General features: G+C 35.4%; 20 protein-coding genes, 1 other RNA gene and 1 pseudogene. 17 read left to right on the top strand and 5 right to left on the bottom strand.

Features of this window, described 5'->3' with window-relative positions; all coding sequences use genetic code 11:
- Positions 1–6: 6 nt before the first annotated feature.
- The 4 genes from HS1_RS00480 (at position 7) to HS1_RS00465 (ending at position 3,528) form a co-directional block, all read left to right on the top strand.
- Positions 7–684: an ABC transporter ATP-binding protein gene (locus tag HS1_RS00480; RefSeq protein ID WP_066066336.1), complete on the top strand. Its 678-nt coding sequence runs from the start codon at positions 7–9 to the stop codon at positions 682–684.
- A 1-nt stretch (position 685) separates the two neighbouring features.
- Entirely contained in the window at positions 686–1,912 is a 1,227-nt protein-coding gene (locus HS1_RS00475; RefSeq protein ID WP_172793621.1) for an ABC transporter permease, read from the top strand.
- Complete coding sequence (locus HS1_RS00470; protein WP_066060210.1) at positions 1,909–3,126, top strand: ABC transporter permease; 1,218 nt, start codon at positions 1,909–1,911, stop codon at positions 3,124–3,126. Before HS1_RS00475 ends, HS1_RS00470 begins: the two co-directional genes overlap by 4 nt.
- A gap of 93 nt (positions 3,127–3,219) precedes the next feature.
- Positions 3,220–3,528 carry a PilZ domain-containing protein gene (locus HS1_RS00465; RefSeq protein ID WP_066060209.1) on the top strand — a complete coding sequence of 103 codons (309 nt, stop codon included), beginning with the start codon at positions 3,220–3,222 and terminating at the stop codon, positions 3,526–3,528.
- Here HS1_RS00465 and HS1_RS00460 read toward each other — a convergent pair.
- Positions 3,525–4,448 carry a radical SAM protein gene (locus tag HS1_RS00460; protein WP_066060207.1) on the bottom strand — a complete coding sequence of 308 codons (924 nt, stop codon included), beginning with the start codon at positions 4,446–4,448 and terminating at the stop codon, positions 3,525–3,527. The genes HS1_RS00465 and HS1_RS00460 overlap by 4 nt on opposite strands.
- Before the next feature lie 146 nt (positions 4,449–4,594).
- Here HS1_RS00460 and HS1_RS13275 point away from each other — a divergent pair, with 146 nt between their 5' ends.
- The 3 genes from HS1_RS13275 (at position 4,595) to HS1_RS00450 (ending at position 6,009) form a co-directional block, all read left to right on the top strand.
- Positions 4,595–4,765, top strand: a complete 171-nt coding sequence (locus tag HS1_RS13275) for a hypothetical protein (RefSeq protein ID WP_172793620.1) — start codon at positions 4,595–4,597, stop codon at positions 4,763–4,765.
- Entirely contained in the window at positions 4,765–5,502 is a 738-nt protein-coding gene (locus tag HS1_RS00455; protein ID WP_066060205.1) for an RNA methyltransferase, read from the top strand. The genes HS1_RS13275 and HS1_RS00455 overlap by 1 nt, the downstream gene beginning before the upstream one ends.
- A gap of 186 nt (positions 5,503–5,688) precedes the next feature.
- A complete protein-coding gene (locus HS1_RS00450) occupies positions 5,689–6,009 on the top strand; it encodes a TusE/DsrC/DsvC family sulfur relay protein (protein WP_066060203.1) in 321 nt (106 codons plus the stop codon).
- A gap of 44 nt (positions 6,010–6,053) precedes the next feature.
- Here HS1_RS00450 and ftsY read toward each other — a convergent pair whose 3' ends face one another.
- From ftsY to HS1_RS00435, 3 genes are read right to left on the bottom strand one after another with little or no spacing between them, the layout of a single operon-like run.
- A complete protein-coding gene (ftsY, locus tag HS1_RS00445; RefSeq protein WP_066060200.1) occupies positions 6,054–7,010 on the bottom strand; it encodes a signal recognition particle-docking protein FtsY in 957 nt (318 codons plus the stop codon).
- Positions 6,994–10,506, bottom strand: a complete 3,513-nt coding sequence (gene smc / locus HS1_RS00440) for a chromosome segregation protein SMC (RefSeq protein WP_066060197.1) — start codon at positions 10,504–10,506, stop codon at positions 6,994–6,996. Before smc ends, ftsY begins: the two co-directional genes overlap by 17 nt.
- Before the next feature lie 2 nt (positions 10,507–10,508).
- Positions 10,509–12,476 carry a molybdopterin biosynthesis protein gene (locus tag HS1_RS00435; RefSeq protein ID WP_281178320.1) on the bottom strand — a complete coding sequence of 656 codons (1,968 nt, stop codon included), beginning with the start codon at positions 12,474–12,476 and terminating at the stop codon, positions 10,509–10,511.
- A gap of 82 nt (positions 12,477–12,558) precedes the next feature.
- Between HS1_RS00435 and HS1_RS00430 the strand changes: the two genes are divergently transcribed.
- From HS1_RS00430 to HS1_RS00400, 8 genes and pseudogenes are all read left to right on the top strand, one after another.
- Positions 12,559–12,780: a hypothetical protein gene (locus HS1_RS00430; RefSeq protein ID WP_066060195.1), complete on the top strand. Its 222-nt coding sequence runs from the start codon at positions 12,559–12,561 to the stop codon at positions 12,778–12,780.
- Positions 12,777–13,022 (top strand): annotated as a pseudogene (locus HS1_RS13830) (cell division protein ZapA); the annotation flags it as partial. The gene HS1_RS00430 and the pseudogene HS1_RS13830, both read left to right, overlap by 4 nt.
- A gap of 38 nt (positions 13,023–13,060) precedes the next feature.
- A non-coding RNA gene (gene ssrS / locus HS1_RS00425) (6S RNA) lies at positions 13,061–13,240 on the top strand.
- Positions 13,241–13,432: 192 nt separating this feature from the next.
- On the top strand, positions 13,433–14,989 hold the full coding sequence (gene rny, locus HS1_RS00420) for a ribonuclease Y (protein WP_066060193.1): 1,557 nt from the start codon (positions 13,433–13,435) through the stop codon (positions 14,987–14,989).
- Positions 14,979–15,782 (top strand): TIGR00282 family metallophosphoesterase, encoded by an 804-nt coding sequence (locus HS1_RS00415; protein WP_066060191.1) that lies wholly within the window; start codon positions 14,979–14,981, stop codon positions 15,780–15,782. Before rny ends, HS1_RS00415 begins: the two co-directional genes overlap by 11 nt.
- A complete protein-coding gene (gene tyrS / locus HS1_RS00410; protein ID WP_066060189.1) occupies positions 15,772–16,998 on the top strand; it encodes a tyrosine--tRNA ligase in 1,227 nt (408 codons plus the stop codon). Before HS1_RS00415 ends, tyrS begins: the two co-directional genes overlap by 11 nt.
- A gap of 576 nt (positions 16,999–17,574) precedes the next feature.
- Positions 17,575–18,900, top strand: coding sequence for a chromosomal replication initiator protein DnaA (gene dnaA, locus HS1_RS00405; RefSeq protein ID WP_066060187.1), 1,326 nt, complete (start codon positions 17,575–17,577; stop codon positions 18,898–18,900).
- 88 nt (positions 18,901–18,988) lie between these two features.
- Positions 18,989–20,257, top strand: a complete 1,269-nt coding sequence (locus HS1_RS00400) for a glycosyltransferase family 2 protein (RefSeq protein ID WP_066060185.1) — start codon at positions 18,989–18,991, stop codon at positions 20,255–20,257.
- 10 nt (positions 20,258–20,267) lie between these two features.
- Here the strand turns inward: HS1_RS00400 and HS1_RS00395 are convergent, their stop codons facing one another.
- A complete protein-coding gene (locus HS1_RS00395; RefSeq protein ID WP_066060183.1) occupies positions 20,268–21,224 on the bottom strand; it encodes a D-2-hydroxyacid dehydrogenase in 957 nt (318 codons plus the stop codon).
- A 115-nt stretch (positions 21,225–21,339) separates the two neighbouring features.
- On the opposite strand from HS1_RS00395, the gene HS1_RS00390 reads away from it, so the two are divergent.
- Together HS1_RS00390 and HS1_RS00385 are read left to right on the top strand one after the other, a co-directional pair.
- Positions 21,340–22,164: an HAD-IIB family hydrolase gene (locus HS1_RS00390; protein ID WP_082757518.1), complete on the top strand. Its 825-nt coding sequence runs from the start codon at positions 21,340–21,342 to the stop codon at positions 22,162–22,164.
- 2 nt (positions 22,165–22,166) lie between these two features.
- Positions 22,167–23,375 (top strand): glycosyltransferase family protein, encoded by a 1,209-nt coding sequence (locus tag HS1_RS00385; RefSeq protein WP_066060181.1) that lies wholly within the window; start codon positions 22,167–22,169, stop codon positions 23,373–23,375.
- The last annotated feature ends 2 nt before the right edge of the window (positions 23,376–23,377 follow it).

Raw genomic sequence — 23,377 nt, 5'->3', positions numbered from 1 at the left:
TTAAATATGTCTAAAACTTCTATAATTTCTCTAAGAAAAATAAAAAAGATATATAAGCTTGGAGAAAGAGAAATTGAGGTGCTTAAAGATATAAATTTAGAGGTGGAAAAGGGAGAATTTTTAGCCATTATGGGCGTCTCAGGTTCAGGTAAAAGCACCCTTTTAAACATTATTGGTTTGATGGATAAACCTACTGAAGGGGAATATTTTCTTATGGGAAGAAAGATTGCCCATCTGGACGATGACCACCTTTCTGAGCTACGGAATGCCTATGTTGGTTTTGTTTTTCAACAATTTTATCTGATTGAATACCTAAATGCCTTAGAAAATGTGGTTTTACCTTTACTTTACAGTCACAAGTCTGTAAGCCATCTTCAGAAGAAGGCATTAAATCTTTTAGAAAAGGTGGGATTAAAGGAGCGATATAAAAGTAAGCCTTCTCAACTTTCAGGTGGAGAACAGCAAAGGGTGGCCATTGCCAGGGCCTTGATAAATGAGCCAGAAATCATCCTTGCTGATGAACCTACTGGGCAGTTAGACACAGAGACAGCATTAGAAATCATGGATATTTTTAGTAAGCTCAATGCAGAAGGAAAAACAGTAGTTATGGTTACTCATGACCCCAATATGGCAGCCAAGGCAAAAAGAATTACCAAAATGAAAGACGGACGTATTGTGGATTAAAGTGAAACAGACCTATTCATTACTGGCATATCGCATATTTTTCACCCTTAAACAGCTCTTATCTGCCATTTCCTTTTATAGATTACGTTTGTTGTTTTCTGTTTCAAGTATCGCCCTAGGTATTGGAGCCATTGCCCTGATTATTGGTGGTATAGATGGAGCTAATAAAAAGGTAAATGAAATCTTTGAAATGTTTGGTCCTGATGCTATTTTAATCGTCCCTGGTGGAGAAAGAGTAACTATTAGAATGCGCACCCAAACCTTAACCTGGAAGGATGTAAACGACATTAAAGAAAATATCCCTGGTATATATGAAGTAATACCCATGCATTTTACCCGAGACATTGTAAAATATAAAAATAAAAAGTGGTCAACATTTATTGTAGGAACTACTCCCCTCTATTTTTCTAGCTGGCAGTGGTATCCTGCAGATGGTGTTATTTTTAGTAAAAATGATGTGGCCCAAAAAAGGGCAGTATGTCTTATTGGCGCAAAGATAAAAGAAGAGCTATTTCCAGATGAAAATCCTCTAGGCAAATTTATTTTGGTCAAAAAATTGCCTTTAAAAGTCATTGGGGTAATGGAAGCCAGAGGAGGAGCAATTGGACGCAAGCACATAGACGATAGAATTATTTTACCCATTACTACCTTAATGCGACGGATCTTAAACGAAGATAGATATATCGCTGCCCTGCGTCTTAGAACACACCTTGATTTGGAACAGACAAAAGAAAATATCAGGATGTTGCTCAGGCACAATCATAAACTTGGAGCTTCGGCAAAAGATGATTTTTCTCTGTTCACTTCGGCTGAGGTCAGAAAGATTTTACAAGTAATTTCTGGCAGTTTAGTGCTATTTTTGGGAAGTGCAGGCATTATTGCCTTGATTGTAGGAGGTTTTATTCTGGCCAACTTAGCTTATTTAAGCATTAAACAAAGGATTAAAGAAATTGGTATCAGAAGGGCCTATGGAGCAAGGCAAAAGGATATTGCCCTATTATTTTTACTGGAAATTATTTTTACCACCATATTAGGAGGATTTGCAGGAATAGGGGTAACCCTTATTGGCGGTATTGTCTTGGAAAAATTTGGTGAAATCCCTATGGTCTTTTCGGCAAAAATATGGCTAGTGGCTTTTAGCTTAAGTTTGGGTGTAGGGATTGCTTTTGGCCTACGTCCTGCCTTAAATGCTGCTCGCATTAATCCCATAGAAGCTATAAGAGGATGACACGTCTTTTCTTTTTAAAAAGCGTATTTCAGTTTCTTAAGACCTATAAAAAACGCACTATTCTTTCCATGCTTGGGGTATTATTTGGAATTTTCTCCTTGGTTGCGGTAGGAAACATCTCTTCTGCTATGAACCAAAAGGTAAAAGAAACATTGGATAAGTTTGGCCCTAATCTCCTTATTATTCGAGCAGGAGAAGTGCATGTCACAGGAAGAGGTGTAAGACAATTCAGTACCGCGCAGACTTTAAAATTAAGGGATGCTATAGCTATCAAACAATTTATAAAAGGAATAAAAGAAATTGTACCCATTGTGGAAATTAATTACCCCTTACGTTATAAACAGCAAATTACAACCATGAAAATTGTAGGGGCCACCAGTAATATTGCCAAGGTAAGAAACCTTAAATTGTTAGAAGGACATTTTTATGGCTCAAAGGAAGAAAAATACTTAAGTAAAAAGGTAGTTTTGGGATATGAGGCATGGAAAACCTTATTTGAAGGCAAGAATGCATTTGGAAAGACAATCCTTATCCGGCGTGTACCCTGTCAAGTCATCGGGGTATTAGCAGAAAAGGGTACAGACTTGGCTGGAGATAACCTAGACCAAGTGGTTTATCTCCCTTTAAAAACAGTCCTAAGACGTCTTTTGAATCAAGATTATATTTCTGCCCTTTACTTACAGGCCAAAGAGGGTATAAACCTGGAGGCCTTGAAAGAAGAAATCAAAAAGCTGTTGCGCAAACAGCATGGACTTACCAGTATGGAAAAGGACGATTTTAGCATTTACTCGCTAGAAGATATTGCCAAAACTAAACAAAAGGGGCTTGACCTTGTTTCTGTATTAAGCAAAATGGCAGCTATTATTTCATTCACTGTTGGAGGACTGGGCATATTTGCGGTAATGCTTTTATCAGTAACCGAAAGACAGAGAGAAATTGGCATTCGCCGTGCGGTAGGAGCCAAAAGAATACATATTTTATGGCAGTTTTTAGGAGAAGCAGCATTTATTTCTCTTTTAGGAGGAATGGGGGGAATAGGTTTGGGTTTAATAATTGCTTTGATCGTGAGTTTAGTTGCTAATTTACCCATAATCTTTAATGTTATTTATCTTATTTTGGCCATGGGTATCAGTTTAGCCTTAGGGATTATGGCTGGAAGTTATCCTGCGTTCTTAGCCGCCTCTTCACCCCCCTTAAAAGCACTTAGACAATAATAGACAAAATTTATGAACTTACGATCTTCAGGAAAAGGTAATATACACTCATAAAAATTTGACTTTGTCTTTAAAAAAAGTAATAATGGAGTAATGGAAAAGAACAATTTTAAAGAAAGAAGACAGGCTAAACGCAAAGAAAGTATAAATTTAATCTTTTATATGAGTTTATCTCCAAAGAATGCTACAGAAGGTATGGGTAAAACTTTGAATTTGAGCAAAAAGGGAGCATTAATAGAAATAGTTAATAAAATAGAACCTTCTACTCCCATTGAAATGGATATAGCAATTAAGGAAAAAATTTTTCACTTAAAAGGCAAAGTAGTTTGGATGAGACAAAAATCAAAAGATAGTTATCAGGTAGGTATTGAATTTGAAACACCCCAAGATTTTCCCATTTAAAAATGCCTTTTATCTAATCTGGTGAGACCTGCTTTTAAAGCTATTCTTATAGCCTCTCTATATTCTGTCATGGTAATAGGTCTATTTATAAGAGAATCCTGATAGGCCTTACCGCATGGTCTATACTGAGGCATGATATTCACATAAGTGTTAGGGGAAATTTCATTAGCAATAAATTCCATAATTTCTTTGGTGCCTGCCAATCCATGAGGGAGAACTAAATGCCGCACTAAAAGACCTTTTTCGGCTATTCCATTAGAATTGAGTTTCAAGTTCCCCACTTGGCGATGCATTTCTTTTAACGCCTTGCGAGCCACTTCTGGATAATCTGGAGCATGGGAATATTTTTTTGCTACTTGTGAATCCCAATATTTAAAATCAGGCATGTAAATATCCACAATCCCGTCTAAGAGCCTTAAAGTTTCTACCTTCTCATAACCACTGGTATTATAAACCAATGGAATATTTAACCCACCTTCTACCGCCATCTCCAAAGCTGCTAAAATCTGAGGCACTACATGAGTAGGAGTGACAATATTGATATTATGGCAACCCACATATTGAAGCGAAAGCATCATTTGGGCAAATTCTTCCAAAGAGACCTCCCTACCCTCACCCAAATGGCTGATTTCATAATTTTGACAATAAATACATAGCAAATTACAGTATGAAATAAAAATGGTGCCAGAACCATATCTTCCTACTAAAGGTGTTTCTTCTCCAAAATGAGGAAAATAACTAGAGATAACCGGCAATTTTCCTGTCTTACATATTCCTGTTTCTCCTTGTAACCGATTGACCTTACATTCACGCGGACATAAAGTGCATTTTTTTAATATTTCATAAGCTAATTTAATTTTTTGTTTTAATTCCCCAGTAGAACTAGCTTTTATATAACTTGGAATATATCCTGTAGTCATTTCCCCTCCTTGACTTGGTTAATTTTAATTTATATAAGTATTTTTGAGAAGGGGTGCCTTCAGGGGTATCTCTTCACAAAGGCCTCTGCTGAATTTTGTATGGCCTTCTTCCGTTTTTCAGCAGAGGCTTTCTAGAGGAGAAAAAAATGACATCAGATGAAGAAAAAATTTTAAAGGTAGTGAAAGAAGTGGTGATAAAATTTATTGAAACAGGAAGAATCTCTCCCTCTGGTTTTTCTAAATATTTTAAAGAAATATATCAAAGCATTAAAGACACCGTAAAAGAAGGAAGAGAAAAACAGCCAAAACAGGATTAATGTATTCCCTTAAGCTGGATAGGCTTCATGTAGTTTTAGTTGCTCCAGCTATTGCAGGCAATATTGGAGCAACTGCACGGATTTTAAAAAATTTTAATATTAAATCTCTTGTGTTAGTCAATCCTCTGGTTTCTCCATTACATCCTGAAGCCCTAAGCCGTGCTAAGGGAGCAAAGGATGTTCTCTACCAGGCCTTAGTTTTTCAAAATTTAAGAGATGCAATAGCTTCGTTTCACTATATTATAGGAACTACTGCTAGAACTAGATATAAAAGACCTGCACTATTTCTTAGAGAAATCCTTCCTTTTTTAACCTCTTTGTCACAGAAAAATGAAATTGCCCTGGTTTTTGGACCTGAAAGAACAGGATTAACAAACGAAGCATTGGATTTATGTCACAGTATAATAACTATTCCCACATCTTCCAAGCATTCTTCTTTGAATTTGGCACAGGCAGTAGGTGTAGTTTTATATGAATTGTATTACCATCAAATAGAAGGAAAGGTATCACAGGCCTTACCTCTTCTGGCTAAAACCGAAGAATTAGAGGAAATGTATAAACATTTGATAAATTCCCTATCTAAAATAGGCTTTGTTCTTGGAGGGGAAAAAGCCCATACTTATCAAGTCATGAAACGTCTTTTTGGTAAAGTCCCACTTACAGTGAGTGATGTGAAAGTAATTAGAGGCATCTGTCATCAAATAGATTGGTTTGCCTCAATAAAAAATAGAAAATAAACAATTTACTCATTTTTAACTCAATTTGAATAGTAAAATAGAAAAGATATTTTCTAAAATCCTCAATTTATGGGCCTTTTGAAAAATAAGACATTAAATTTTGGAAAATTTAGTGATTAAACTATTGACAAAGCTCATTGTGTTGTGCTAAACTCGCCCAGAAAATTTTGAAAGGAGGTAAGGTAAATGCCGGTAGTAGAGTACAAAGGAACGAAATTTGAAGTAGATGAGGATGGATTTTTGGCAGGTGGTATTGATGTTTGGTGCCCAGAATGGATAGAGTACATAAAGGAATTAGAAGGAATCAAAGAAGTAACTGATGAACACTGGAAAGTAATCCATTTCTTACAGGACTACTATAAACAAAATGGTATTGCTCCTATGATCAGAGTGCTTTGCAAAAAGACTGGTTTTAAACTGAAAAAGATTTATGAGCTATTTCCTTCTGGCCCAGCTAAAGGTGCTTGTAAGATGGCAGGTTTGCCTAAACCAACAGGTTGTGTATAGTAGAAAACCACACTTTAACCCCTGCCCATAACTAAGGGTAGGGGTTAAAGAAGAGCTTCTACAAACTCCTGGGCATCAAAGGGATGTAAGTCTGGTAGGTGTTCTCCTATTCCAATAAAGCGGAGGGGGATTTTAAAGGTGTAACAAGTGCTTACTACAATACCTCCTTTAGCTGTGCCATCTAATTTTGTTAAAATCAATCCTGTAACTCCTAGGGCCTCATGAAACATTTTTACTTGGGATATGACATTTTGGCCAGTAGTAGCATCTAAAACTAGCCATATTTCATGTGGAGCCAAGGGTATGCTTTTCTCTATTACCTTCTTTATCTTCTTTAGTTCCTCCATAAGATTTATCTTAGTATGAAGCCTACCAGCAGTATCTACAAAAACAATATCTATTTCCTGTTTTTTGGCCACTTGCAAGCCATCAAACACCACTGCTGCTGGGTCAGCCCCAGGCTGTTGTTTATAAATCTCTGCTCCCACTCTTTCAGCCCAAATTTCTAATTGTTCAATAGCTGCTGCTCTAAAGGTATCGGCTGCGATTAAAAGACTTCTTTTACCTTGATCTTTGTAATATTTAGCTAACTTGGCAATAGCAGTGGTTTTTCCAACTCCATTCACACCTACTAACATGATTACAAAAGGCTTTGCCTTTTCTATATCTAAAGGAGGAGCTTCTATTTGAAGAAAATTAAGAATTTCTTGTTTTAAATCTTGTTTTAATTGGTCTATACTATTTATTTCCTTCTGGCTAGTTTTTTGGGTTAAATTTTGAATTAACTTTTGTGTGGCCTCTACACCTAAATCAGCCATAATCAAAATCTCCTCTAACTCTTCCAGAATATGTTCATCAATTTCTTTTTTCCCCAAGAAAAGATGATTGATACGCTCACTAAAGTTCTGACGGGTTTTTAAAAGTTTATCTTTAAGACGTGAAAGACGGCTAGGTTTTTTTTCAAGTGCTTGTTCTTTTTTCTTTTTAAACCATTTGAGCATGCCTTACCTCCTTATCTAAAGAAAGGGAAAAGACTTGGGAAATGCCTTTTTCTTCCATAGTTACTCCAATAATAGCATTGGCTATTTGCATAGTCATACGATTATGAGTAATAACAATTAGCTGCATCTGATTTTTCAACTGTAATAGTAAATCGCAAAAACAGCGCAAGTTTTGTGAATCTAATCCAGCATCAACCTCATCCAGAATGCAAAAAGGGCTTGGTCTAACAGAATAAAGGCTGAAAAGAAAGATAAGAGAAATGAGACATCTTTCTCCCATAGATAACAAATGATGAGTTACCTTCTTTCCAGGTAGCCGTACCTTAAAATCTACACCAGAAGACAAAGGATGTGCTGGTTCCAAAAGAGTGATTTCTCCCTTAGCTCCCCTAAACACAAATTGCAAAATAGAACAAAACTTTTCATTTACCTTTTGCAAAGTAGTAAGAAATAAATTAACGGAAGTCCTATCAATGGTCTTGATTGCCTTCTCTAAATCTTTGAGAGAACTCTTTAGGTCTTTCCTTTGATTTTTAAGAAAGTTATATCTTTCACTTACTTCTTTGTATTCCTCAATGGCACCCAGGTTAATGTTAGACATGGCCTGAAGTTTACCCTCTAATTCTATCCTTTTATCTTCTAAATCTTCCACACTCAGTTCCAATGGAGGGCATAACCCATCTTCTGAAAATAAAATCCCATATTCTTTCTGAAGCCTATCACCTAAAATATTTATTTCTCCTGTTAACTTGGAAACTTCTAACTCATAAAGGTTAATTTTTTGAGATAATTCTTGCCTTTTAGACTGAAATAAAGAAATTTTTTCTGTAATTGCTCTTTCTTTCTGTGAAAGCCATTTTATCTCCTTTTTTAAGGCATTTATATTTGCTAAAAGTTCTTTTTCTTTCTTATCAGCCTCAATAACTCGCTGTTTTTTCTCTTTTTGTTCTTTCTTAAGCATCATCTCTTGATTTTCAATACCCTTTAGCTCCTCTCTCAGTTCTCTCTGTCGAGTAATCAAATTTTCTTGCTCCATAATTAGCCTTTTCCTCTCTTGAAGAAAGAATCTTTTTTTACTTTCCATCTCTCTGTTCTGTAAAATATATTCATTTAAACGTTGTGTCTTTTTTTCCTTCAACATTTTAATCTCTTCTACCTCCTTTCTCAAACGCCTGAGTTCTTCTTCTAAAGCATCCCTACTTTTTTCTGCTTTTTTAAAACGCCGTTCTCTCTGTTGAATGGTGGTTTGGATACTTTCTAAATTTTTTAGAATTTCATTTATCCTTTTTTGGTTTTCTTCTTTTTGTAAAAAGGTGTATTTTAAAAATTCCTTTTGTTTGATCTCTTCTTCTTTTATTCCATCTTGTTGTTTTTTATACTTCTCTACTTCTATTTCATTCTCTTTTAATAACTTCTCTAATTGAGTTAATTCTATTTTTAAAGTTTTAAACCTAGTCCTTACCTGGGATAGATGTCTTTTTAGTATACCAACTTTTTTCTGAAGGTGAATATAAAGTTTTTTTTGAGATAGATATTCTTTCAGTATCCCTTGAGAATAACCTTTATGAATCACTCCCTCACTGGTCAAAATCTCACCCTTAGGTGTAACAAATATAATGTTTGGATGGAGGTTTAATAAATCTTGAGTTAAAGTTTGGACCACAATCACATTACCAAACAATCTTTTCCCTAAAGGGAGACATCCTTCCCTAATTTGGATCAAAGATAAAAGATATTTCTTAGGGTCTTGAGGTAAAGAAGATTGTGGATCTGGTAAATCACGTAATACTAAAGAAAATGGCTCTTTTAGAAAAGATTGTCTTAAAATTTTGAGTGCGTTAGAAAAATCTTTTATGAGCCATCCATTTCCCGTCTTTAATCTTAATACGGCCTCTACTGCATCTTCAAAACCATTTGCATTTATAATAATGTCCATAATAGAAGAAATATCTTTATCAGCAGGCATTTTTTGTCTAGGCAGATGACTTTCTAACCATAACTTGATGCTCTTTAATCGTGATTGAGAACGAATGAGGTTTTCTTCCATCTTTATGATGACCTTTTGCCACTGGTATTTTTTTTGTCTAATTTTTTGACATCGCTGGGCTACCTGTTCTTGAACTTGTTTAATATCAATAATTTTATTTTTTAATACTCCTAGTTTGTGCTCAATTTCTTCTAATTCTTTAAGACATTGTTTTTGGTCATTTTCTAACTGCATTTGCCGTTTTTCCACTCTTTGTTTTTCTTGAATTAAGGAATCCCTCCTCCCTAAAAGATGTTCTATTTCTGCTTTAAACTTAATCATTTCTGCTTTATTTCTTTCCAAAATCTTGCTTTTACTCCTGAGCCCCGGCATCTTTTTACTATTCTCCTGGTCTAAGTGTGCTATCTCATTATTTATGGTGTTTATTAATACCTCTGTCTTCTCTATTTTATTAGCAAGTGTAGCTGTCTCTGCTTCTATTTCTTTGCAGCTTTCCTTAATTTGATTAATGGCCAAGTGTAAATCCGCTTCCCTTTTTCTGATGGTCTGCTTTTGCTGGTTAAGAATGTCTTTTTGTCGGTCTAAACTAATTAAAACACTCTTTATCTGATTTATCTCATTTTTAATTTCCCAATAGCTCTGTTCATATTTTCCTAAGGTTTGTTCTCCTGTAGATATGGAGGTCCTTAAAGTCTCTGCTTGTTTCAAAAGAAGTTTATATTCTCTTTCTATCTCCTTCCTTTCTCTTTTCCATACCTCAATTTGTTTTTGTTTCTCACAGATATTGTCTGTCTTTATCTGATAACTCTTGAGTAATAGAGAAAGATGCACTTTTTCTAAATTTTTTTTAAGCTCCAAATATTTTTTAGCTTTTTTGGACTGGGTGCTTAATTTTTTTACCTGTTTTTCCACTTCTCCCAGGATATCTTCTATACGCAGCAAGTTTTGTTTTGTCTCTTGTATTTTGTGTAAAGTTTCTTCTTTTTTTTCGCGATATTTAGTGACCCCTGCTGCTTCCTCTAACAGACGGCGTTTTTCCAAAGGTGAAATTTCTAAAAGATAAGCTATTTGTCCTTGGTCAACGATAGCATAATTTTTCAAACCAAAGCCCATATTTAATAGGACATCTTTAATATCCTTTAAGCGGCAGTGTTTTTTGTTTAGCAGGTATCTATTTTCACCTGAGCGAAATACACATCTAGTAAGCATTATTTCTGAAGCATTATGCTGCTCTAAGACCACTGAGACTTCTGCCATATTTAAAGGAGGTGCTTTTTCACTGCCACTAAAAATAAGGTCTTCTGAGCTTTTACTGCGCAAGGACTTAAAACTCTGTTCTCCCAATACCCACTTAAGGGCATCTACCAAATTACTCTTTCCACAACCATTTGGACCTACAATCACTGAAATGCCAGGAGAGAAATGCAAAGTAGTAAGTCGGGCAAAGGATTTAAATCCTTTTAACTTGAAAGTCTTTAGGAATGCACAAGGTTTATGCTCTTCAAGCATTATTATCGTTTTACCATACCTGTTTTACTAGTTTCATATCCACCCATTTTCTCAACTGCTTGTTTAAATTTATGGGAATTAATTAATTGTAAAATGGTTTGAATCTTTTTTGTTTCCCAAAGGGTTTCAGGAACTACCAGATCATATTCTTCTACAGCTATGGGAATAAAATCTAAATTCAGCGCCTTAGCAGCAGCATAAATTCCCAAACCCACATCTGCTCTGCCACTTAATACATCCACCGCCACCGCCATATGTGAAATTTCTTCGCAGTCATAGCCCTTAATTTGAGAAGAGTTAATATTAAGTTGTTTTAATTTATAATCAAGTAAAATCCTGGTGCCTGCCCCTCTTTGCCGATTAACAAAAAGGACATCTGAACGGGTTAAATCCTCAATACTCTTTATTTTTTTGGGGTTACCTTTAGGAACAATTAGACCTTGATGACGAATAACCAAATTTACTACCTTTACAGGTATTTCTGGTAAATATCTATCAATATAAGTGAGATTATAGATACCTGTCTCAGGGTCAAAAAGGTGAGTTCCGGCTAGATGTGCCCTACCCTTTTTGATAGCCATTAATCCACTCAAACTACCCACATTACTGGAAGAAATATTCAGAAACGGGTCTATTTTTTTCAACTCTGAAGTCAACAAATCTATGGTTAAATCATGACTGCCAATGATAACAATGGTATTAAAAATTTCTGCCTGAGGAACAAGGAGTTCTGCCTCCACCTGTTCATCTTCCTCAATACCTTCCCTTTGGGCAGGAATACGAATTATTCCATGTGCCTTGGTCAATGTGGTTATAGAACCAGCAGTTCGGGGCATAGGTGTAGCAACAATATTTTTCCCCACTTGTCCCAATTTGACCCTGAGAAACTCTTCTATACCTAACTTTGATGGAACAGGGCAGGACAAAAAGACCTTTAGTTTTGGTCTTTCTTCATAGACAAAACCCTGCATCTGAGAAAGGATAGGAAGGACAAACTGTTCAAAGGATATTACTGATGATACAGGATAACCCGGATTACCAATAACAGGCTTGTTATTTACCTTTGCTAAAATGGTAGGCTTACCAGGCATAATAGTTACACCATGGACTAAAACTTCGCCCAATTCTTCTAGAGCCAAGACTGTATAATCTTTACTCCCAGCAGATGAACCCGCAAGAATAATTACCAAATGGGCATCAGATTCCACTGCCTTCTGAATGGTGGTTTTTAATTGTCTAAACTCATCTGGCACTACTGGCCATTTTTCACAAATGGCATTGGTAGTGTTTAATAGAGAGCTAAGCATCCATGAATTGGATTCTATCACCTGACCCTTCTCAATCCCTCTATCTTGAGCTATTTCAATAGGGACAACCTCATTGCCGGTAGGAATGATAATAACTTTTGGTTTTTCCTTCACTTCAACCTCAAAGATGCCACCTTCTAAAAGTGCACCAATATCATAGGGTGTGATGCGATGATTGGGTGGCAAGATCAATTCCGTGGCCACAATATCTTCACCTACTTTTCGCACATTTTGCCACGGATAAACGGCTTTATTAATCTCTATTTTACCTTCCTTTTCTACTACATTCTCTATCATAATTACAGCATTGGTATTATCAGGCAAAGGATAGCCAGTATTTATGGCAAATACCTCCTTTCCAATAGTGAGTTCCTTTGGCTGGTCTAAAGTTACTCCAAAAGTCAATTCTGCGTTTACTGCATAACCATCCATGGCTGCACAGTGAAAATTAGGGGAGGAAAACCTAGCAAAAATAGGTTTAGCTGTCACCCGATTTAAAGACTCAGTAGTAGAAATAACTTCTGTTTTCAAAAAATTTGTAAAATTAAAAGCCGAAAAAAATATACTTTGTGCTTCTTTTAGTGATTTCATTTTGAGATAAATTCGACGATTAGGCATAACCTGTCCAATATCCTCAGTCACTTGATCTGTTTTTTCTAACACTTTTTATATTATTCTGTAAAGATTGATATGTTTTTTTATCCCAACTTGACTTTCTTACCATTCAGGTTATTATAAAAAAGGAATGGATAATCTTGAAATTTTAGAGCAGAAAATCATAGTAGTTTTACAAAAATTTAAAGAATTAAAGGAATTGCATGCTCAAACTTTAGAGGAATTAAAAAACGCTCAGGAAAAGGTTAAAAATTTTGAACAAAGATTGAAGGATATACAAGAAGAAAAAACAATGATGGCTCAAAAGATTCAGGCATTGATAGAAAAAATTGAAGAAATTGAAAGCTTATGAAGGAAAATATAATTCCAGTTAGATTGTTTGAAAGAGAATTTTTAGTAAAGACCAAAGAACCTGCGGAGAAAATTGAGAAAATAACTAATTTTGTCAACGAATATCTATCAGATATTCAAAGACAAAAACACTTTAAAGATAGATTGAGTTTAAGTTTGTTAGCTACATTTAATATAGCTCTTGAGTATTCGGATTTGAAAGAAAATTATGAAAATTTGACTAAAAAATTAGACCATAAAATTACATATTTAATAAATTTAATTGATAACTTTTGGGATAAAAATTCCTGCGGTGTGCGTGATTAGGTAGATGATTTTGGGCCGACGTTAATTACCTTGGGAACTCCCGCTTGCTCTGGATGGCCTTTCCTTTTAGGAAAAAGCCAAAAGGAGTAATGGAGTACCCACCTGTCGGAAGACAGGTTCAAAAGACTCTACCAACACGGCACTGCGGGATAAATATAAAACATTACAAGTAGGGCTAAGTGGATTATATATATTTTTATCTCTCCTCAACAGGAGGAATGCTTAAGAACCCCAAGGAGGGTTTATAATATATTTTTCATGATTTCTTAAATAGCTATATTTAGATTAAATCTCTTCCTATTTTAATCCACTTTTTGTCCTACTTGTAATTGATAAAAGGAGTTGAAATGGTGGAATATCTATTAATAGGATTAATCAGCTTTATCTTAGGTGGCGTGGTCATCTGGTTTCTCCAAAAATATCTCTATAAAAAAGAGTTTTTTTCAGCAAAACAAGAAGCAAGGCAAATTCTCCAAGAGGCGAAACAAGAAGCAAAACAAATCCAGCGAGAAGCTTCTGGACAGGCCAAGGAACTTCTTTACCAGATGCGGAGTGAATTTGAGAGAGAAACCAAAGAAAAACGGAGAGATTTGCAAAGATTAGAAAACAGATTACTGAAAAGAGAAGAACAACTTGAGAAAAAAATAGCCATTTTAGAAAGAAAAGAGGATGCTTTAAACCATCGTGAAAAGGAATTAGAAAATAAAGAAAAGGATATTGAGGAAAGAAAGATTATTTATGAAAAGTTGCTACAAGAGGAAAGACAAAAATTAGAGGCCTTAGCCCAAATGACTAGTGAAGAAGCCAAACAACTACTTTTAAAGCAAGTAGAAGAAGAAACCAGACATGAAGCAGCAAAATTAATACGTCAGATTGAAAATGAAGCAAAAGAGGAAGCCAATAAAAAGGCTAAGGAGATTTTAGCCTTGGCGATTAATCGTTATGCGGGTGAATTTGTAGCTGAAAAGACAGTATCTGTAGTTCCTCTCCCCAGTGAAGAAATGAAGGGACGGATTATTGGGAGAGAGGGGAGAAACATTCGGGCCTTAGAAGCAGCTACCGGTATTGACGTAATTATTGATGATACACCAGAGGTAGTAGTCCTCTCGGGCTTTAATCCCATTCGTCGAGAAATTGCCAGGCTTTCATTAGAACGATTGGTGGCTGATGGGAGAATTCATCCTGCAAGGATTGAGGAAGTAGTCAACAAAACAACTCAAGAGGTGGAAACAGCTATTCGTGAAACAGGAGAACAAGTCTGTTTTGATGTGGGAATTCATGGCTTCCATCCTGAAATAGTAAAACTTTTAGGAAAACTTAAATATCGCACCAGTTATGGTCAAAATGTATTACAACACTCCATGGAAGTGGCCTTTATGGCAGGAATTATGGCTTCAGAATTAGGTCTTGACCCTAAGGAGGCCAAAAGGGCGGGGTTACTTCATGATATAGGAAAGGCTGTGGATCATGAAGTGGAAGGGCCACATGCCTTGATCGGAGCTGAGTTAGCTAAAAAATATGGAGAGACAGAGGCAATTGTTCATGCCATAGCTGCTCATCATGAAGACGTTCCCCCTGAAACTGTTTTAGCTATTCTAGTCTCAGCCGCTGACACACTTTCTGGTGCTAGACCAGGAGCGAGAAAAGAAACCTTAGAATCTTACATAAAAAGGATAGAAAATCTAGAAAAAATTGCCCAGAGTTTTGATGGGGTATGTAAAGCCTATGCTATTCAGGCCGGGCGTGAGGTAAGAATTATAGTTGAAAGTGAGCTTTTAAGTGACGAAGACATTACCCTATTGGCTCATGATGTGGCCAAACGGATAGAACAGGAGGTGCGTTATCCTGGACAGATTAAAGTGTTTGTAATCAGAGAAAAAAGAGCCGTTGCTTATGCCAAATGATGAAGTTAAAATTTTTTTTATTGGGGACATTGTGGGAAAGTCAGGAAGGAAAATAGTTTATCAGAAGCTACCGGAACTTCGGGAAAAATACAAATTAGATTGTATTATTGCCAATGGTGAGAATGCAGCAGGAGGTTTGGGCATCACACCTAAAATTGCTGAGGAATTATTTGATAATGGAATTAATATAATTACTTCTGGAAACCATGTTTGGAAAAAAAAGGAAATTTTACCTTATTTAGAACAGACTAACAGGCTTCTTAGACCTGCTAATTATCCTCCTGGTGTTCCAGGTAAAGGTTGGACTATATTCACATTACATTCAGGTTTAAAATTAGGTATAATAAATTTAGAAGGACGGGTATTTATGCAAAATTTAGATTGTCCCTTTCGCGTGGCAGAAACCATTATAGAAAATATGAGGCCAATTACACCTATTATTTTATTAGATTTTCATGCTGAAGCTACTTCAGAAAAAAAGGCTATGGGTTGGTTTTTGGATGGGAAAATAAGTGCTGTTTTAGGAACACATACCCATGTTCAAACAGCCGATGAAACTATTCTTCCCCAAGGGACTGGTTATATCACTGATGTGGGAATGACAGGAGCTCTATACTCAGTTATCGGTATGAAAATAGAAACAGCACTAAAAAAGTTTTTGACTCAATTACCACAGAGATTTAAACCAGAAAAAGGTCCTTGTTCTTTACAAGGAGTGGTTGTTACCATAGATACCTCATCTGGTAAAACACAATCCGTAAAACGAATTATAGAGGTTACAAATGAGCATTGAGGAAGAGTTAAACCTGCTTTTAAGAGGTGTAGTAGAAGTTATCTCTGAAAAAGAATTAAAGCAAAAATTGATATCTGCTCATACTAAAAAGCGAACTTTAAAGGTGAAAGCAGGTTTTGACCCTACTGCCCCAGACATTCATCTGGGACATACTGTCTTACTTCAGAAACTAAAGCATTTCCAAGAATTAGGACATGATGTCTATTTTCTTATTGGTGATTTTACAGCTATGATTGGTGATCCTTCTGGTAAATCAGAAACAAGGCCGGCCCTGACCAGGGAAGAGGTTTTAATTAATGCCCAAACCTATGAAGAACAAATTTTTAAGATTTTGGAACCAACTAGGACTAAAGTTGTTTTCAACAGTAGCTGGTTGAGTAAAATGTCAGCTATTGATGTGGTAAAACTCTGTTCTCATTACACTGTAGCCCGAATGTTGGAGAGAGATGATTTTCATAAGCGATTTTTGAATGAACAGCCAATTAGTATCCATGAGTTTATCTACCCTCTTCTTCAAGGATATGATTCTATTGCTTTACAAGCCGATGTAGAAGTTGGGGGCACTGACCAAAAATTTAATCTTTTGGTAGGCAGAGAACTCCAACGGGACTTTGGTCAAGAACCTCAGGTTGTAATGACACTTCCCCTGTTAGAAGGCTTAGATGGTGTGCAAAAAATGAGCAAAAGTTTGGGAAATTATATTGGAATTACCGAACCTCCACAGGAAATGTTTGGTAAGATCATGTCTATTTCTGACCAGTTAATGTGGCGGTATTATGAACTTCTCAGTGATTCTTCTCTAAAAGAAATTTCTGAATTGAAAGAGAAAGTCCAAAAAGGAAGTTTACATCCCAAAGAGGTAAAAAAACAATTGGCCTTAGAAATTGTAACTCGTTTTCATGGGCAAAAGGCAGCAAAAGAGGCAGAGATAGAATTTGAGAGGGTATTTAAACATAAAAAGCTTCCGAAAAAAATTGAGGAGATAGCCATCTCCTGGCCTGAGGGGAAAATATGGCTTCCTAAACTCCTTCAACTAGCTCATTTTACCTCCAGTACTTCAGAAGCAAAACGTCTAATCATACAAGGTGGGGTAAAAATTAATCAAGAAAAGGTAATGTCACCTGAAACAGAAATTCCTAGTGGTAAAACCTACCTAATTCAGCTAGGAAAAAAGAAGTTCAAAAAGGTAAAAATTTTTTCAAAAAATAAAGCTTAAAATTAAAAGGACTTTCCCTAAAATTTTTAAAAGCTTTCTAAAAAGAAAGGTAAGCTCCTCAAAACAGTAATAACTTTAAAAGAAAAAGCCGTAAAGAGTAAAGCGTTAAAAGTAAAGTGTTAAAAAACTCCTTACGCCTCACGCTTTACGCATATGAATCAGACAGACCAGTTTAATGTCAAATGTGGAGACCAAACCCCTGATTTTGATTTTCTTATTCCACTTATTGAACGCCAAAAATCCTTAATTCATCCCTGCCTGCCTGCCGGCAGACAGGGCAGACAGGAATGTTTTTAAAGATTAACGCCTAAATTTTGGGGAATGTTCAGTAAAATTAAAAGAAAAAAGAGAAAACAGGAGTTACTTAAGTTTAAGACTACCCCAAAATAGACTATCGTTTTTAACATCCCTATATAACTTGAAAAAAAATAGACTGAAATATGCACTCCCACCACAATAATTAAGAAATGATTGATATTCCAAGCTCAAATAAAAAACCTAAATATCTGTCAAGTAGGATATCCGTTCTATTAGCCTATTTGACTTTCCTTTTTTAAAAAGATAAAAGTTTTGACTATGGATTTTAAACAAGCTGGATTAGATAATCTCTGGCAAAAAGTAAAGGAGAAACTTGCCCAAACCTTGCCTCCTAACTCATTTCAGATCTGGATACAGCCTTTAGTGTTGTTAAAAACAGAAGGGGACCGAATTATTTTGGGATGTCCCAATAGCTTTTTTTTACAATGGGTAAAGAGACATTTTTATCATTTCCTTAAGGAAGCCTGGAGGCAATATGCACCAGAATATAACGATGTTATTTTCAAAACAGTAAAGAACAAAAAGAAAACTTCCATCGCTGTTCCCCAACCTACTTTGCCTTTAGCTTATCCTCGGCTTTGTGAAAATTTCACTTTTAAAGAATTTATTGTAGGAAGAACTAATCAATATGCTTACACGGCTGCTTATAATTTAGCCAATGACCACCTTGACCAACCTATATTTTTCTGTTCAGATACGGGGTTAGGAAAAAGCCATCTTTCTCAATCTATTGCCAACCATATGATAAGTTCTGGGAAATACACAAAAATTCTTTATATTACTGCCGAAGACTTTACCAACGAAATGGTAAGTGCCCTTAAGGAACATCGCATACATGAGTTTAAAAAAAAATACCGCAGAGACTGCAATGTTTTAATTTTGGAAAATATTCATTTTTTAAGTGGAAAAGAAAAAATTCAGACAGAGTTGAATTACACTCTGGATGTGCTATGGGAGAGAAGAAAAAAGGTGGTTTTTACCAGTCTTATTTATCCTCAAAATATCCCGGGTCTTAAAAAAGAATTAAGATCTCGGATAGAGAGTAGTTTGATGGTCCCTATTGACCCACCGGATTTTAAAATGCGGTTAGAAATTTTGAGAAAGAAGGCCAAGGGAAAAAATGTGTTGATACCTGAAAATGTACTTGAGTATTTAGCTCAACATATAGATGGCGATGTAAGGCGTTTAGAAAGTGCTATTAATAATATTAAAGCACGTTCTCTTCTTCAAAAACGTGCTATTGATTTAGACCTAGCTAAAGAAGTAAGAGAAATGTTTACTCCCAGAACTTCTAAAATTAATTTAAGTGAAATAAAAAAACTGGTCTGTCAGCATTACAAGATAAACTGTGAAGACCTAATTTCTAAATCCCGTCAGAAACAAATCATTATTCCCCGGAAACTTGCTATATATTTGGCAAAACGATATTTGAATCTCTCCTTGACTGAATTGGGAAAAAACTTCCGTCGCCATCATAGTAGTATTCTCAATGCACTTAATTCAATAGAGAAGGAAATAAAAAAAAGAGAGTTTTTAAGCCGCGAAGTCAAATATTTATGTAAAAAAATTGAAGAAAAAATGTAATTGTTTAGTAACCCCAAATCCACTATCAAAAAAGTATCCCTTTTAACTAGTGACAAAAAGCTAATTTTTTATTAAACTAGAATAAAAGATGTATAAGTCTGCCCTTAGAGATTATACCCGAAAGAGAATAGAACAAATTGAGAAGAGTGATATTTTAGTGGGCATACCTTGTTATAATAGTGAAAAAACCATCGCTCATGTGATTGAAACAGTGAGTGAAGGTTTACATAAACACTTTAATCATATGAGGAATGTGGTTTTTATCGCTGATGGAGGTTCTACTGACGATACTCGTGAAGTAGTAAAGGATGTTCAATTAAAGCCCTGGCAGGAAAAGATTGTTTCAATTTATCGGGGACCAGCAGGTAAAGGCAGTGCCTTAAGGTCTATTTTTGAAGCGGCTGTTTGGTTAGATGTAAAGGCCTGTGCAGTGGTGGATGCTGACATACGTAGCATTACCTCAAATTGGATAAAATCTCTTATAGAACCAGTTTTGGAAAATGGCTATCAGTTTGTGGCACCAGTCTATATCAGACATAAATATGATGGCACTATTACTAACAACATTGTATATTACTTAATCAGGGCTTTATATGGCAAAAGGATTCGCCAACCTATTGGTGGCGATTTTGCCTTCTCTAAAGAAGTAGCTGATTTTTACATTTCTCAGCCTGTATGGGATACAGATGTAGCTCGTTTTGGAGTAGATATTTGGATGACCACTGAGGCTATCTTCAACCAGTTTGAAATCTGTCAAGCTTGTTTGGGAGTGAAAGTTCACGAGGCTAAAGACCCGGCTGTTCATTTAGGTCCTATGTTTCGCCAAGTCATGTGGACTCTATTTTCCTTAATGGAAGAACATGAAACATATTGGAAAAAAATCAAAAACAGTGTTACAGTGAAGAACTTTGGTTGTTATAGTTTTATGGAACCCGAACCTATTAAGATAGATTTAAAAAGATTAATATATTATTTTAAAATAGGCTTTAAGCAATTTAAATCTTTATGGAAAGAAATTCTTGATCCAGATACTTATGAAACGATCAAAACAGTCTCCAGACTGCCCATTAAAAAATTCCATATACCTACAGAAATATGGGCCAGAATTCTTTATGAATTAGCTGCTACTTTTCATTACTGGCCAATTAACCGTCATAATTTGATAAATATAATGGAACCCCTTTATTATGGACGGGTAGCCTCTTTCATTGTGGAAACATGGAGTATGAGCAATCAGGAGGCCGAAGAACTAGTGGAAAAACAAGCCCAAATCTTTGAAGAACAAAAAGAATATCTTCTCAAAATATGGGAAACAAAGAAAGAAAAGTTTAGACTACTTGCTAATAAAATTAAATAAGTTTTATATTTTAAATTATTTTATTTCTTTCTTTACCTTCCAAAAAGGCTTGGATATTCAATATAATCTGGTTTATAAGCCTTTTTCTTGATTCTAAACTGGCCCAGGCAATATGTGGAGTTATCAAAATTTTCTCCTTGTTTTTTATATTCAAAAGAGGACTATTTTTCTCTATAGGCTCCCTTTCAAGAACATCCAAGCCTGCAGCGGCAATTAAATCTTCGTTCAATGCTCTAGCCAAATCTCTTTCGTTTACTATTCCCCCTCTACCTAAGTTTAAGAGGATAGCTGTTTTTTTCATTAATTTTAATTCATAATAAGTGATTAAATCTCTGGTATTTGTATTTAAAGGGGCATGAATGGAAACCACATCAGCGAATTTTAATAATTCTTCAAGAGAAACCCTTTTAAATTCTTTATCAACATGTTTTCCTGAAGTAGAATAATAAACCACTTCACAACCAAAACAACGGGCCACTCTAGCTACAGCAGTGCCTATGTTTCCTAGGCCTATAATTCCCCATCTTTTGCCCTGGAGCTCCCAAAAAGGTTCATCTAAATTAGTAAATATGTCACTCTTGGCATATTCTCCGGTTTTGACATAATTATCATAATATCGCAGATGGGTAAGCAAATAAAAAAACATAGCAAAAGTCACATTGACTACACTTTGAGTGGAATACCCCGCTACATTAGTAACCACAATTCCTTTTTTTCTAGCATAAGCTAAATCAACATGGTCTGTTCCTGTAGCGGCAATACAAATAAGCTTTAGTTTAGTTGCTTGTCTCATTGCTTCTTTGTCTATTTTCACTTTATTAGTAATCACAATATCAGCCTGTTTAATCCGAGAGGATACTTCATTGCTTTTAGTCAAGGGAAATACTTCTAAATCACCAAATCTTTTTAAACCACTTAAATCTACATCTCCTACCGTATTTCCATCCAGAAAAACAAGTTTTAGCATATATTATCCTTCTTAATTTTTTTGATAAATTTAATATAAAAGGTTTTATTAACAAAGACAACCAACTAAGAATTTTTTCTTGCTAATTTCCCTTTCCTAGGTTAAAACTCAATTTATGCCAGAAAAATTGATGTATCTTATTTTTTCTGATTTAGATGGAACTTTACTAGATGAGGATACTTATAGTTTCCAAGAAGCCACTGAGGCTATTGAGTTTCTGAAAGAAAAAGAAATTCCCCTCATTTTGTGTTCTAGTAAGACATGGTTTGAAATGGAATTATATAGAGAAAAAATGGATATTATGACTTACCCATTTATTCCTGAAAATGGAGGTGCCATATTTATTCCAAAAACAAAGCTCAATCTTCATGATTTTGAATATAAAGTGATAGATAAATACCAGGTAATTGAAATAGGCAAACCTCATGAGGTTATAAAAAAGAAATTTCAAGAAATCTTGAACCGATTAGGTTTCCAAATAAAAGGTTTTTCTCAAATGGAAGCTAAGGAGATTTCCAAACTTAGTGGCTTACCTTTAGAAGAAGCAAAATTGGCTGCCCAGCGAGAATATTCAGAACCATTTATTTTCAAAAACGATAAGTATAAATTTTTTTTGCTAGAAGAAGCGATTAAAAAATATGGGCTTAAACTTACCAAAGGAAATAGATTTTATAGTATTAGCTGGGGAAGTGATAAAGGTAAGGCAGTTCAAATTTTAAAGTCTATTTATCAACAAACTTATCTTCATAAGACGATTATCTCTGTTGGCATTGGAGATAGCCCAAATGATATTCCTATGTTAAAAGAAGTGGATATTCCAGTAGTGGTAAGAAGAAAATCAGGAAAATACCAAGTGTGCGATTTAGAAAATGTTTACTATACTCAAAGAATAGGGCCCGGAGGATGGTCTGAAGCAATATATAACATTTTAAGGAGGTAGATATGGGCGATTTTTTTCAAAATGGGGTCATTACTACCCTCCATCGTTTAAACCGAGATAATGAAAAAATTTTAGAGAATGAGCTAATAGAATATACAAAGCATCGTCCTATTGCCTTGGTATTACCTTCTCTTTTTAGTGAGCTTAAAGGAAATGCCTTACCTAAAATTATTGATGAACTTTGCACAGTTCCTTATATAGAACAAATTATAATCAGTTTAGACCAAGCAAATAAGGAAGAATTTCTGTTTGCCAAAAAATTCTTTTCACGTTTGCCCCAAAAAACTGCTATTATTTGGAATGATGGACCAAGAATGCAAAGTCTTTATGGAAAATTAGGAGAGGAATTCTGCTGCTGGGAAAGAGGAAAAGGATTGGGTACTTGGATGGCTTACGGCTATGTTTTAGCTTCTGAGAAATCTCAGATCATTGTTTGTCATGACTGTGATATTTTAACTTATAATAAAGAAATACTTACCAGATTGTGTTATCCTGTGACCAGTCCTAGCTTAAATTTCGAATTTTGTAAGGGTTATTATAGTCGAGTTACTGACCGCCTCCATGGGCGAGTAACACGTCTGTTTGTTACTCCTCTTATCCGCGCCTTAATGAAAACCTTGGGAATCACTCCTTTTCTTCTTTACTTGGATAGCTTTCGTTATCTTTTAGCAGGCGAATTTGCTATGACTGCTAGTCTAGCCTGGAGAAATAGGATTCCAGGAGATTGGGGACTAGAGATTGGTGTCTTAGGAGAAGTCTACAGAAATTGCTCTTTAAGAAACATTTGTCAGGTAGACCTGGCTGACACTTATGAGCACAAACATCAGGAAATCTTTCCTAAAAATGCTTCAAGGGGACTTTTAAAAATGACTGTGGATATTGCCAAAAACCTATTTAGAACCTTAGCAAGTGAGGGGGTAATTTTTTCAGAAGGTTTTTTTAAAACACTAAAAGCAACTTATGTAAGAGAAGCACAAACTGCCCTGAGAAAATATCACAACGATGCCTTGATAAACTCTCTTTACTTTGATAGACACGGAGAAGCATTAGCTGTTGAAGAATTTGCCAATAGTGTCACCATTGCTGGGGAACAAATTTTGGAAGACCCCTTAGGCATTCCTCTTATTCCTAACTGGAGCCGGATAGTCTCGGCTATTCCTGACTTTTTTGACCGATTGTTGGAGACAGTAGAAGAAGATAATAAGGATTAATT

Origin of the sequence: Candidatus Desulfofervidus auxilii, assembly GCF_001577525.1 — a bacterium.
GTDB classification, from domain to species: Bacteria; Desulfobacterota; Desulfofervidia; order Desulfofervidales; family Desulfofervidaceae; genus Desulfofervidus; species Desulfofervidus auxilii.
The sequence above is the reverse complement of the archived record's forward strand: the minus strand, read 5'-3'. Positions and strand labels throughout refer to the sequence as shown.

Bases quoted from the DNA above. Each gene is read 5' to 3' on its own strand.
- HS1_RS00480 (WP_066066336.1), top strand. From the start codon at position 7: ATGTCTAAAACTTCTATAATTTCTCTAAGAAAAATAAAAAAGATATAT.
- HS1_RS00470 (WP_066060210.1), top strand. From the start codon at position 1,909: ATGACACGTCTTTTCTTTTTAAAAAGCGTATTTCAGTTTCTTAAGACC.
- HS1_RS00465 (WP_066060209.1), top strand. From the start codon at position 3,220: ATGGAAAAGAACAATTTTAAAGAAAGAAGACAGGCTAAACGCAAAGAA.
- HS1_RS00460 (WP_066060207.1), bottom strand. From the start codon at position 4,448: ATGACTACAGGATATATTCCAAGTTATATAAAAGCTAGTTCTACTGGG.
- HS1_RS13275 (WP_172793620.1), top strand. From the start codon at position 4,595: ATGACATCAGATGAAGAAAAAATTTTAAAGGTAGTGAAAGAAGTGGTG.
- HS1_RS00455 (WP_066060205.1), top strand. From the start codon at position 4,765: ATGTATTCCCTTAAGCTGGATAGGCTTCATGTAGTTTTAGTTGCTCCA.
- HS1_RS00450 (WP_066060203.1), top strand. From the start codon at position 5,689: ATGCCGGTAGTAGAGTACAAAGGAACGAAATTTGAAGTAGATGAGGAT.
- ftsY (WP_066060200.1), bottom strand. From the start codon at position 7,010: ATGCTCAAATGGTTTAAAAAGAAAAAAGAACAAGCACTTGAAAAAAAA.
- smc (WP_066060197.1), bottom strand. From the start codon at position 10,506: ATGCTTGAAGAGCATAAACCTTGTGCATTCCTAAAGACTTTCAAGTTA.
- HS1_RS00430 (WP_066060195.1), top strand. From the start codon at position 12,559: ATGGATAATCTTGAAATTTTAGAGCAGAAAATCATAGTAGTTTTACAA.
- rny (WP_066060193.1), top strand. From the start codon at position 13,433: ATGGTGGAATATCTATTAATAGGATTAATCAGCTTTATCTTAGGTGGC.
- HS1_RS00415 (WP_066060191.1), top strand. From the start codon at position 14,979: ATGCCAAATGATGAAGTTAAAATTTTTTTTATTGGGGACATTGTGGGA.
- tyrS (WP_066060189.1), top strand. From the start codon at position 15,772: ATGAGCATTGAGGAAGAGTTAAACCTGCTTTTAAGAGGTGTAGTAGAA.
- dnaA (WP_066060187.1), top strand. From the start codon at position 17,575: ATGGATTTTAAACAAGCTGGATTAGATAATCTCTGGCAAAAAGTAAAG.
- HS1_RS00400 (WP_066060185.1), top strand. From the start codon at position 18,989: ATGTATAAGTCTGCCCTTAGAGATTATACCCGAAAGAGAATAGAACAA.
- HS1_RS00395 (WP_066060183.1), bottom strand. From the start codon at position 21,224: ATGCTAAAACTTGTTTTTCTGGATGGAAATACGGTAGGAGATGTAGAT.
- HS1_RS00390 (WP_082757518.1), top strand. From the start codon at position 21,340: ATGCCAGAAAAATTGATGTATCTTATTTTTTCTGATTTAGATGGAACT.
- HS1_RS00385 (WP_066060181.1), top strand. From the start codon at position 22,167: ATGGGCGATTTTTTTCAAAATGGGGTCATTACTACCCTCCATCGTTTA.